The organism is Bradyrhizobium sp. AZCC 2289, assembly GCF_036924615.1.
GTDB lineage: Bacteria > Pseudomonadota > Alphaproteobacteria > Rhizobiales > Xanthobacteraceae > Bradyrhizobium.
Genome location: NZ_JAZHRY010000001.1, coordinates 2934842 through 2946751, shown reverse-complemented (window position 1 = coordinate 2946751; position 11910 = coordinate 2934842). Strand labels below are relative to the sequence as shown.

General features: G+C 61.8%; 9 protein-coding genes. 7 read left to right on the top strand and 2 right to left on the bottom strand.

The genetic code is table 11. The features are described 5' to 3' along the window. Nucleotides 1-149: 149 nt before the first annotated feature. Both dnaG and rpoD read left to right on the top strand, forming a co-directional pair. Complete coding sequence (gene dnaG, locus V1289_RS14215; RefSeq protein ID WP_334397524.1) at nucleotides 150-2168, top strand: DNA primase; 2019 nt, start codon at nucleotides 150-152, stop codon at nucleotides 2166-2168. 367 nt (nucleotides 2169-2535) lie between these two features. Then, the gene (gene rpoD / locus V1289_RS14210) at nucleotides 2536-4671 is read left to right on the top strand and encodes an RNA polymerase sigma factor RpoD (protein ID WP_334397523.1); all 2136 of its coding nucleotides are present in this window, start codon (nucleotides 2536-2538) and stop codon (nucleotides 4669-4671) included. 221 nt (nucleotides 4672-4892) lie between these two features. Here rpoD and V1289_RS14205 read toward each other — a convergent pair whose 3' ends face one another. Continuing rightward, nucleotides 4893-5315 (bottom strand): DUF5131 family protein, encoded by a 423-nt coding sequence (locus tag V1289_RS14205; protein ID WP_334397522.1) that lies wholly within the window; start codon nucleotides 5313-5315, stop codon nucleotides 4893-4895. Nucleotides 5316-5550: 235 nt separating this feature from the next. Between V1289_RS14205 and V1289_RS14200 the strand changes: the two genes are divergently transcribed. The 3 genes from V1289_RS14200 (at nucleotide 5551) to V1289_RS14190 (ending at nucleotide 8557) form a co-directional block, all read left to right on the top strand. Further along, nucleotides 5551-5931: a thiol-disulfide oxidoreductase DCC family protein gene (locus tag V1289_RS14200; protein ID WP_334397521.1), complete on the top strand. Its 381-nt coding sequence runs from the start codon at nucleotides 5551-5553 to the stop codon at nucleotides 5929-5931. A gap of 179 nt (nucleotides 5932-6110) precedes the next feature. After that, entirely contained in the window at nucleotides 6111-7175 is a 1065-nt protein-coding gene (locus tag V1289_RS14195; protein ID WP_334397520.1) for an IS630 family transposase, read from the top strand. A 575-nt stretch (nucleotides 7176-7750) separates the two neighbouring features. Continuing rightward, a complete protein-coding gene (locus V1289_RS14190; protein ID WP_334397519.1) occupies nucleotides 7751-8557 on the top strand; it encodes a lytic murein transglycosylase in 807 nt (268 codons plus the stop codon). A 790-nt stretch (nucleotides 8558-9347) separates the two neighbouring features. On the opposite strand, the gene V1289_RS14185 is transcribed toward V1289_RS14190, so the two are convergent. Continuing rightward, nucleotides 9348-10193: an SDR family NAD(P)-dependent oxidoreductase gene (locus tag V1289_RS14185; protein WP_334397518.1), complete on the bottom strand. Its 846-nt coding sequence runs from the start codon at nucleotides 10191-10193 to the stop codon at nucleotides 9348-9350. A gap of 137 nt (nucleotides 10194-10330) precedes the next feature. Here V1289_RS14185 and V1289_RS14180 point away from each other — a divergent pair, with 137 nt between their 5' ends. Together V1289_RS14180 and V1289_RS14175 are read left to right on the top strand one after the other, a co-directional pair. Continuing rightward, entirely contained in the window at nucleotides 10331-10726 is a 396-nt protein-coding gene (locus V1289_RS14180; protein ID WP_334397517.1) for a response regulator, read from the top strand. 43 nt (nucleotides 10727-10769) lie between these two features. Next, nucleotides 10770-11384, top strand: coding sequence for a LysE family translocator (locus V1289_RS14175; protein ID WP_334397516.1), 615 nt, complete (start codon nucleotides 10770-10772; stop codon nucleotides 11382-11384). The last annotated feature ends 526 nt before the right edge of the window (nucleotides 11385-11910 follow it).

The following is an 11910-nucleotide window of genomic DNA, read 5'->3' as shown; positions in this document are numbered from 1 at the left end:
GCGACTTCGTCGCGCCCCGGAATGACGGCGGTTGGGGCTGTGAATAGCCGGGAGAAGGCCGATTATCTTCGTATTTCCCTCCGCCCACCCTGTATCCATCTTCGGTTGGCAACCGCCCCGGCACAGGAAGACTCAGTTACACTCACCCCATGCGCTTCACGCCCCAATTCCTCGATGAACTGCGCGCCCGGCTTCCGGTCTCCGAAGTCGTGGGCAAGCGCGTGAAGCTGAAGAAGGCGGGACGGGAGTGGAAGGGGCTGTCGCCCTTTCAGCAGGAAAAGTCGCCGTCGTTCACCGTCAACGACCAGAAGGGATTTTACCACGACTTCTCCTCCGGCAAGCACGGCGACATCATCTCGTTCTTGATGGAGACCGAGGGCGTCGGTTTTGCAGAGGCCGTCGAACGGCTGGCCTCAATGGCGGGCATGGCGCTGCCGGCGGCAACGCCGGATGCCGCGCGTCACGAGCAGCGCCGCAAGACGCTGTACGACGTGATGGATCTGGCCGCAAAATTCTTTGCCGACACGCTGGCCTCGCGCCATGGCGCCAAGGCGCGCGGCTATCTCGGCGACCGCGCGATCTCGCCGGCCACCCAGTTGCAGTTCCGCATCGGCTATGCGCCGCCCGACCGCTTTGCACTGAAGGAGCATCTCGGCTCCCAGGGCATTCCCGTCGAGGATATGGTGGAGGCGGGCCTGCTGGTCGCGGGCGACGACATCCCGGTGCCCTACGACAAGTTTCGCGACCGCGTGATGTTTCCGATCACCGACCTGCGCAATCGCGTCATCGCGTTCGGCGGCCGCGCGCTGGAGAAGGACGTCGCCGCCAAATACATGAATTCGCCGGAAACCCCGCTGTTTCACAAGGGCGACAATCTCTACAACCTTAGCCCCGCGCGGCAGGCGACGCATAATGGCGCAGCCCTGATCGTGGTCGAAGGCTATGTCGACGTCATCGCGATGGTGACGACGGGCTTTGCCGCCACCGTCGCGCCGCTTGGAACGGCCCTGACCGAAAACCAGCTCGCGCTTTTGTGGAAGATGGCGGACGAGCCGATCCTGTGTTTCGACGGCGACAAGGCCGGACAGAAGGCGGCGTGGCGCGCCGCCGATCTGGCGCTGCCGCATCTGAAGCCCGGCAAGAGTTTGCGCTTTGCGCTGCTGCCCGAAGGCCAGGACCCGGATGATCTTGCGCGCTCCGGCGGACGGGCGGCGATCGAGGAAGTGATCGGCGCGGCGCGCGGGCTCGCCGACATGATCTGGTCGCGCGAGATCGAGGGCGGCACGTTTGCGACGCCCGAACGCCGCGCGGCGCTGGAAGCGCGGATCGGCGAACTCTCTAACGGCATCCGCGACGAAGTGGTGCGGCGCTATTATCGCCAGGATTTGGCGCAGCGCCTGCAGCGCACCTTTGCGCCGGAAGGCGGCCGCGGCGGTTACGCCAGAGGCAATTTTGGCAAGCGCCCGGGCGGCGAATCAGGCGGCCGGTTTGGCTCCCGTGCCCCCTTCACGCCCGGGGCGGCGGGCCGATTCGGCGGCGGCGGCCGCGGGCAGGCGAACGCCGGCAGCCAGACCATCAACCGCGGCCCCTATCAGGCGGCCAGCGCCCAGCTTGCGGCGAGCCCGATCATGCGCGGCCAGCGCAGTGCGCTGTCCCGCCGGGAAGCGCTGATTTTGCAGTCCCTGATCAACCACCCCTGGCTGCTGCACGATCATCTGGAAGAGGTGGCGGCGCTGGAACTGGCCCATCCGGAGGCCAACAAGCTCCGCGCCGCCATTATCGCGGCCTTCGCCAGCGACCATCACCATTCGCCCGAGCCCGAAGAACAGGCCGAGAAAATGCGGGCCGATCTCGAGGCGCGGGGATTTTCACAAATACTTCAAAGGGTTGGGGCTGCGATCACGACCTCGGCGGTGTGGGGCGTCCAATCCGGGGCAGCAAGGGAAGATGTTCTTTCGACCTGGCAGCAGCTCGTTACCTTGCATCAGAAAACCCACGCCTTACTTAGGGAAAAGAAGGATGCCGAGCTGGCCTTGGGCGAGGAGCCGAGCGAGGCCAATTTGGCGTGGCTGATGGACGTGAGCGCCCGGCTGGTCTCTCTGGACGGCACCGAGGCCCTGATCGAGGGTTTTGGCGAGCTTTCGGGCCGGTTCCGGCGCAGCGTTTGATGAAAAAATGATGCGGACGGCTGCGGCCGGGGCCGTTAAAAGACTCGCCAAACCCATGGTTTGGCTGCAAAAACAGGGTTAAGCGAAACTTAATAGCCGCACCGTTATTGGTGCAGACACCGGCGAGACGGGGGTTCGGGGGTGGCGACAGTCTGCGCCGCCCTTTCCGCGTCGAAAGAGCGTGATCCGGAAAAAGCCTGCCCCGCACTTGATGCGGGGTGGAAACCGGTTTTCCGAAAGGATCACGCTCAAACAAAGAATAGAGCGAGATGACGTTTCGAAGAAACGTCGTCGCGCTCGGTGACATTAGTGATTCAATGCGAGATGCGGCCGCATCTCGCATGAGCGCGTTTCGGGAGCTTGATGAATGGCCACCAAGGCAAAGACGCTGCAGGTTAAAGACAAGGAAAAAGACGACAAGGCAGCGGACGCGCCCGAGAAGGATTCTCCGGACGCGCCGTCGCCGTTGCTCGATCTGTCGGACGCCGCCGTCAAGAAGATGATCAAGCAGGCCAAGAAGCGCGGCTTCGTGACCTTCGATCAGCTCAACGAAGTCTTGCCCTCCGACACCACCTCGCCCGAACAGATCGAAGACATCATGTCGATGCTGTCCGACATGGGCATCAACGTGTCGGAAGCCGAAGAGGCCGATAGCGAGGACGAGAAGGAAGAGGCCGACGACGAGACCGACAACGAACTGGTCGAAGTCACGCAGAAGGCCGTCACCGAGGTCAAGAAATCCGAGCCCGGCGAGCGCACCGACGATCCCGTCCGCATGTATCTGCGCGAGATGGGCACCGTCGAGCTGTTGTCGCGCGAAGGCGAAATCGCGATTGCAAAACGCATCGAGGCCGGCCGCGAGGCGATGATCGCGGGCCTCTGCGAAAGTCCGCTGACCTTCCAGGCCATCATCATCTGGCGCGACGAATTGAACGAAGGAAAGATATTCCTTCGCGACATCATCGATCTCGAAGCCACCTACGCCGGCCCTGACGCCAAGAACAACATGAACCCGGCGCTGCTCGCAGCCCCGGTGGGCCCCGACGGCCAGCCGCTCGCTGCCGCCAACGGCAATGGCGTGGCAGCGCCTTCGCATGTCGCCCCGCCCGCCGCCCCGCCGGCGCCGACCCCGTTCCGCGCAGCACCCGCGGCTGCGCCCGGTGGCGACACCGAGGAGAAGGATCCGGCCGAGGCCGCCGCCGAAGGCGACATGGACGACGACGAGTTCGAAAACCAGATGTCGCTCGCCGCCATCGAGGCCGAGCTGAAGCCGAAGGTGGTCGAGACCTTCGACAAGATCGCCTCCGAGTACAAGAAGCTGCGGCGCCTGCAGGAGCAGGACATCGCCAACCAGCTGCAGAGCGAGACGCTGTCTCCCTCGCAGGAGCGCAAATACAAGAAGCTGAAGGACGAAATCATCGTCGAGGTGAAGTCGCTGCGGCTCAACCAGGCCCGTATCGATTCGCTGGTCGAGCAGCTCTACGACATCAACAAGAAGCTGGTCTCGTTCGAAGGCCGCCTGCTGCGCCTCGGCGACAGCCACGGCGTCGCGCGCGAGGATTTTTTGCGCAACTACCAGGGCTCGGAGCTCGATCCGCGCTGGCTCAACCGTGTCTCGAAACTCTCGGCAAAAGGCTGGAAGAATTTCGTCCATCACGAAAAGGACCGCATCAAGGAACTGCGCCACGAGATCCAGTCGCTGGCCGCCTTGACCGGGCTCGAGATCGGCGAATTCCGCAAGATCGTGCACGGCGTGCAGAAGGGCGAGCGCGAGGCGCGCCAGGCCAAGAAGGAAATGGTCGAGGCCAATCTGCGTCTCGTGATCTCGATCGCCAAGAAGTACACCAACCGCGGCCTGCAGTTCCTCGACCTGATCCAGGAAGGCAATATCGGCCTGATGAAGGCGGTCGACAAATTCGAATACCGCCGCGGCTACAAGTTCTCGACCTATGCGACGTGGTGGATCCGGCAGGCGATCACCCGCTCGATCGCCGATCAGGCGCGCACCATCCGCATTCCCGTGCACATGATCGAGACCATCAACAAGATCGTGCGCACCTCGCGCCAGATGCTGAACGAGATCGGCCGCGAACCGACCCCGGAAGAGCTCGCCGAAAAGCTCGGCATGCCGCTGGAGAAGGTTCGAAAAGTTCTCAAGATCGCGAAAGAGCCGCTGTCGCTGGAGACTCCAGTGGGCGACGAGGAAGACTCCCATCTCGGCGATTTCATCGAGGACAAGAACGCGATCCTGCCCATCGACGCCGCGATCCAGTCCAACCTGCGCGAAACCACCACCCGCGTGCTGGCCTCGCTGACCCCGCGCGAAGAACGCGTGCTCCGCATGCGCTTCGGCATCGGCATGAACACCGACCACACCCTGGAAGAAGTCGGCCAGCAGTTCTCGGTGACGCGCGAACGCATCCGGCAGATCGAGGCGAAGGCGCTAAGGAAGCTGAAGCATCCGAGCAGGTCGCGGAAGCTCAGGTCGTTCCTCGACAACTAATTCAGATCGTCATGCCCGGGGGCCTGTCCCCGACTTGATCGGGGATGACCTGGGCATCCATCGAAACAAAGCGGCGGGCGAAAGCCCGCCGTTTCATTTTAGTGGACCCCAGCGTTAGCCTAGTTTTAGTCTTATAACATCCTGGTCGCGCGGCTTGCGGGTGCCGCCGCCCCATGGTTGTTCGATTGCACCACCCTTGGCTAAATCTACACAGATGTCTTTCACGTTCGTAACACGAAGCATAACCAAATATGCGGGGGCGCTTTGCCTGCGCCGTACCGACCGCGGAGATACCGGACCATAAGCGAACTGCGCTTGGTCAAGACCTGATATGTGTGCCAGTCGGCAGCTTCCATCGTATCGAACACGGAATCGATAAATGGTCTGGGCACTTCTTTATGAAAGAGGTCACTCATAGAGTTGACGAAGATGCGTCTTGGCTGTCGCCAACTCAGCGGTTGAGCCAACCGCTCTGGACGCAGTTTCAGGTCAAAACCATTTTCGAACGGATGACCGGGGACACCCCGAAAGCGCTCGGAAAAGCGCTCAGCGTAGCAAAAATCGCAGCCACGAGTGATCTTCGTGCAACCCGTAACAGGATTCCACGTTGCGTCAGTCCATTCGATTGGTGTCGTTGACGCCATAAGTTCACCCTAGAACAAAACAAGAACAAATACTAGTCAAAAAACAGTCTACCTGAGATCGCGACACCTTAGGTTAATGGGCCTTTCAAGCAATTGCGCTTGAATACTCGCTTGGTAAGACCATGCGATCGGTATGGAAAATGATAAGACGTGATGAGGTTCGGACGGACCTTTCGATGGCAGTGCTCCATGCGTCACGTAGCGCCACTCTCCAGCATCGAAGGCTAACTGTAGCATGACCTGCCATCGCCTCATTGTCTGGTACAACACGCGCTGCCCCGTTTGCGACGCCGGGATCGACTGGCAGCGCAACAAGCTCTTGGCCGCTGTTCGCGCCGGCCACATCTCCTTCAAGGACATCAACGAACAACCCGATGCGCTGGCGTCCTATGGCGCCTCGCTCGACGACATTCGTCGCCGTCTGCATGCGACGGACGAAGCGGGCCGCCTGATTGTCGGCGCGGACGTGGCGATCGCAATGTGGCGGCTAACGCCTGGGCAGGGCTGGCTGGCAGCGCTGTTCGGCAATCGCCTGATGCTGCCGGTGACGCGGTTTGGCTATGATCGTTTTGCGGATGTGCTGTTCGCGTGGAATAAGCGGAAGGGGCGTTGGTGATGCCGAGCGCTCCCCTCGTCATTGGCGGGCTTGACCCGGCAATCCAGCTTAAGAAAAATGATGGATGCGCGGGTCAAGCCCGCGCATGACGGCGGTGACTCAAATCGCCATCGAGATCGAGGCGGCCGGGAGACTAGTACCCACTTTTCTTGGATCGTGAGTCGTGATTCAAGATATGGATGATACCCGAAGCAAGAGAAGTCCACCTTTCGAAGAAAGATCGCAAGGTGCTTGAGGCCTGTTGCCGCTCACCGGTGACATTGCAGCGCGATTTGAAGCGGGCTCGGATCGTTCTGTTGGCGGCGGCCGGGCGCAGCACCCGGTCGATTGCCAAGGAGGTTGGGGTCCAGCCGCGGATTGTCAGCCTTTGGCGGCATCGCTACGCCGACCTTGGCCTTGAAGGGCTGCAGGACAAGCCGCGGCCAGGCAAGCAGCCGATCTATACGAAGGCCACCGACAAGCGGATTCTGCGGCTGTTGGACAAGCCACCACCGGAAGGGTTTGCGCGCTGGACCGGGCCCCTGCTGGCCGAGGCGTTGGGTGATGTTGACGTCCAATATGTCTGGCGGTTCCTGCGCAGCCACAAGATCGACCTCGTGGCTCGCAAGTCCTGGTGTGAGAGCACCGACCCGAACTTCACGGCCAAAGCCGCCGATGTTGTCGGCCTCTACGTCGCCCCGCCGGAGAAGGCCATTGTGCTATGCGTGGACGAAAAGCCTTCGATCCAGGCTTTGGAGCGAGCGCAGGGCTATCTGAAGTTGCCCAATGGTCGCGCCTTGACCGGTCAGAGCCACGACTACAAACGGCATGGCACAACAACGCTGTTTGCGGCGCTCGAGGTTGCGACCGGAAAGATCATCGCGACGCATTCAAAACGGCGGCGCCGTGTCGAGTTCCTCGACTTCATGGACAGCGTCACCTCGGCTTTTCCGGACCGCCAGCTTCACGTCATCCTCGACAATCTCAACACCCATAAGAAGAACGAGCACTGGCTAAAGGCCCATCCCAATGTGAAATTTCATTTCACGCCGACAAGCGCGTCCTGGCTCAATCAGGTCGAGGTTTGGTTCTCCATCCTGCAGGGGCAGTCGCTCAACGGCGCTTCCTTCACAAGCCTTAAGCAGCTCCAGCAGCATATCGATGCCTACATCAACGCATACAACGAAAAGGCTGAGCCCTTCGTCTGGACCAAGAAAAAAGTCCGTCAACGCCGTTTCAAAGGCCGCCGTATCACTCAGCTCTGATTCCGGGTACTAGTGCGGGACGCGGCGGCCTGACAGTAACGCCACCCGCACCGAGACCATGTGGCTGAGCCTGAACTGTGCCGCGCAGCAGGCGTAGCTCAAGGTCTAAGCAAAATCTGCAAATCTTCGCCCGCTCTTGGCCGTGATTCGCCGCCACCTTCCGCCGCGTGCATCACTCCCTGAACCAACCCGCCGCTTCCCCGCGCCACAACCCAAGCGCCGCCGCCATCTGGGCGCCGCTGCGCCCGTTCATCGCTGGCGAGGCGCGCCTCGGGTTGTTCATGGCGCAGCGGCGATGGACGGCGCGGCTTTATGAATTTGCGCGCTTCGGCGTCAAGCAGGGCTGGGCCTGCCTTCGGCAGGCGCGGTGCGGATCTGGTCGGTGGTCAGGGTAATTCCGATCATGAAGGCTCTCCTTTTGACCTCCCATGCTAAGCGAAGCCGCCGCGGAGAATTTGATGCGGATCAATGGTCGGGCGCCGCCACGAGGAACGCGCAAAAGCAGCGTTTTTGACGCGCCGCTTTCCGTCGTGGCATGATCGATTGCCGTGGGGTGAATTTTTAAGGATTTCAGTATGCTTGGACGTTGCCTGGCCGTCATTGTCGGTTTCTTGTTTGCCGCTACCCCCGCATTCGCCGCCCGCTGTGGCGGCGATTTCAACGGCTTCGTCCAAAACATCTCGGCGGAGGCGGCGTCCGCCGGCATCTCGCAAGGCGTGATCTCTCAGGCGCTCGGCGGCGTCCAGCAGGACATGGGCGTTTTGTCCTTCGACCGGCGCCAGCGCGGCACCTTCAACAAGACTTTCGAGCAATATGTCTCGACCCGCGTCGGCGCCGGGCGCATCAATGGCGGGCGGGCGATGCTGCAGCGGCATGCGGCGCTGCTGTCGAGCATCGAGCAAAAATTCGGCGTGCCGCGGCAGATCCTGGTGGCGATCTGGGGGCTGGAGACCGATTTCGGCAAGGGCGACATGGGCAAGCTTCCGGTATTTCGCGTGCTGGCGACCATGGCGCATGATTGCCGCCGCACCGAACTGTTCCAGACCGAACTGCTCTCGGCGCTCAAGATCGTGCAGCGCGGCGATCTGCGTTTGAACGACATGATCGGCGCCTATGCCGGCGAGATCGGCCAGACCCAATTTCTGCCGTCGTCCTACATCAAATACGGCGTCGATTTCGACGGTGACGGCCGCGTCGATCTCCGCCACAGCGTGCCCGACGTGCTCGCCTCTACCGCGAATTTGCTGCACACCAGCGGCTTCAAGATGGGCGCGCCGTACGGCGAGGGATCAGCGAATTTCGAGGCGATGCGCGAGTGGAACAGGGCCACGATCTATCGCAAGACGATCGGGTATTTTGCGGATCAGTTGATGGGGCGGTGATCCAGACTCCGTCATTGCGAGGAGCGCAGCGACGAAGCAATCCATTCTTTCTTTCTGCGGCGAAATGGATTGCTTCGCTACGCTCGCAATGACGGCTGGGTCTGTGAGCGGCCCGCAAAAATCAGCCCGACGGGCAAATCACCCAAAACCTGTCCAGTCCTCTTTTGAAAAATTTTCCGCTTGTCTCGCCGGGCAAATCAGTGGCGTCTCTCCGCCCGTCTCACCCGACAAGAGGGGCGGCTCGCGATCGTCACGGACGTGGGGCGGGATGCGGTGGACGCGGAGGTGCCTTTGACGAACGGCGCCAAAACGGACGGCGAAGTCGTGTGGTCCTGACGCCTCGATGCCGGCGTCAAGTTCTTGAGAAGCAAGCTTCGCAGGGGCGACGGTGACAAGAAAGCCCGATCACCGGGGAGAGCGCGTTATAAGCCGTAAAACCCTTGCGCAGGGAATGCCGGATTGCCTCCGCTGAACCTGTATGCTCGTGTGCGTTTTTTGTGCATGTTTGCACACGAGACCGCGGGTGCAGCGCGCATCCGGCGTTCCCTGCGCCCTCTGATTTTCCGAGGGTGGAAGTGAACAAACAAAACTCGGGCGAATTGAGCCGCGAGATCGTGAAGCTGTGCTTGAGAGACAAGTTGTTGTGCGACTCCTTCCCAACATAACGACGTCATTCCGGGATGCGCCTCTTGGCGCAGGCCCGGAATCCATACTCACGATCGTGGTTATGGATTCCGGGCTCGTGCTGCGCACGCCCCGGAATGACGATCGACGGGCGTGCCGTCGAACGTTACTTCCCCGCCTGCGCCGTCATCTTCTCGATCCGCTTCGCCAGCACCGCCCAGTACGTCCCCGGCCGGAACCGCTGCAGCAGATCCATGAACCGCGCGTCGTTGCCGATCAAGATCCGCGGCGCGTTCTTCTCGATGCCTTCGATGATGCGCTGTGCAGCGGCGGCCGGCGTGGTCTTGGCGATGGCATCGAAGCGGTCGATCGATTGCGCGCGGCGGGCGTTGTCGGTGACGCCAACGCCGGTGCGGGAGTTGCGGGCGATGTTGGTGGCGACGCCGCCGGGATGCACGACGGAGAGCCGCACCGGACTGTTCGCCATCGCAAGCTCATGCCGCAGGCTTTCGGAAAATCCGCGCACCGCGAATTTTGCCGCGCAATAGGCCGACTGGCCGGGCGGGGCGATGATGCCGAAGATCGAGGACAAATTGACGATGTGCGCCGCGGGCTGTTTGGCCAGATGCGGCAGGAAGGCGCGGGTCGCATGCACCACGCCCCAGAAATTGATGTTGAACAGCCAGTCCATCTGGGCCTGGTCGATCTCGTTGAACTGGCCGAGCAGGGCGACGCCGGCATTGTTGATGACGATGTTCAGGCCTGGATGGGCGGCGGTGGCGGCGGTTGCAAAATCCTGGATCTGGCCGGGCTCGCCGACATCGACGCGATGCACCGTGACCTTGCACTTGGAGGTTTTGGCGATCTCGGCCGCCACCGCCTGCAGCCCGGCTTCGTCGCGATCGGCGAGCACGAGATCGGCGCCGCGCGCGGCGAGTTCGAGCGCCAGCGCCCGGCCGATGCCACTGGCCGCGCCGGTCACGGCGGCCGCACTTCCGGATATCGCAGTCATCTGTTGGGACTCCAGGCAGGCAAGAAAACGGGGCGGGCCGCGCCAGATCGCGGCGTGGTTCCCCAACTTTCGCAAATTGGAACCGAACAATAAAGCGCTTTCGGTTTTAACCCACTTCACTTCAACGGAGACCATTCATGGGACAATCGAAGCCGCTCCGCGCCAAAGCACTCATTGTCGAAGACGACCCGATGCAGCGGGAAATGATAAGCTTGCTGCTGGAAGAGAGCGATTTGGACGTCATCGAATGTGAAAGCGCCGAGGCCGCGGAACTGGTGCTGGAGCGGAGCGGCGGCAGTCTGGTCCTGATGATGACCGACATTCATCTCGCCGGCCACATGAATGGCGTGGAGCTCGCGTATATCGCCAAGAAATGCAATCCGGATATGGACGTGATCGTCACGTCGGGAAAGCCGCTGCGGCAAGAGTTGCCGGACGGCGCGCAATTCTGGTCCAAGCCATGGGTGCCGCTCGACGTGATCCGCGAGGCGGAGCGGATGTCGTTTGCCTGGAACGTTGCGGGGAAGCCTTAGGTCGCGCGCTTCCACGACATCCCACGACGTGATATGGCGAGCCATGACACTCTCCTTCCTGCTGACCTCGCTGATCGTGGTCGTGTCCCCCGGCACCGGCGTGCTCTACACGCTGGCGGTGGCGCTGACGTCGGGCGCGCGGGCCAGTATCGCCGCCGCCTTCGGCTGCACGCTCGGGATCGTCCCGCATATGCTGGCGGCGATGCTGGGGCTGGCCGCGGTGCTGCACACGAGTGCGCTGGCGTTTGCGGCGCTGAAATGGTGCGGCGTGGTCTATCTGCTCTATATGGCCTGGCAGGCGCTGCGCGAAACCGGGGCGCTGGCGATCGATGCGCGGCCTGAGGAGGCGCGTTCGAGCCGGCGCGTGGTCGTCACCGGCTTTCTGATCAACATCCTCAATCCAAAACTGTCGATCTTCTTTCTCGCCTTCCTGCCGCAATTCATCGCGGTCGATGAGGCCCACCCGCTGGGACGGATGCTGGAATTGAGCGCGGCCTTCATGGCGATGACTTTGGCGGTATTCGTGGTCTACGGCCTGTTCGCAGCCGGCGTGCGCGACCGCGTCATCACCAGGCCGAAGGTGATGGCCTGGCTGCGCCGGAGTTTTGCGTTAGGCTTTGCCGCGCTCGGGGCGAAGCTCGCGTTTGCGGAACGGTAGGAGGGTGACTACTTCCGTCATTGCGAGGAGCGAAGCGACGAAGCAATCCATACTTCCTTTGCCGCCCCATGGATTGCTTCGCGGAGCCTGTCATCGGGCGGCGCTTTGCGCCGACCCGTTGGCTCGCAATGACGGGGCGGGGGATCGCATTGACCCAGAATCAAAAAGGCGGGCCTTGCGCCCGCCGTTTTCGAAAGATCATGCCTGGCGTTGGATGCCCGGGCGGAGCTGAGCGCCCCACCCGGGCCTGAAGTCACTTCTTCGACTTCTTGGCCTTCTTCGCCTTCTTCGCCTTTTTCGCCTTCTTCGCTTTCTTAGCCATAGTATCCTCTCAAGGGTTTAATGGATTGAAACGCGACACCGAGGCATGCTTGGCGGAGGGCTAGCCTCGCAACATCCTCGATCACAATCCCAACAGATTCGCGGCGCGCTGCCGCGTGCTGTCACGCCGCGGTCACGATGTTATCCACAGCTGTTATGCGTTTTGACGCGATTTTTCCCGAAAATGCAGCTGCGCGACGCCGTC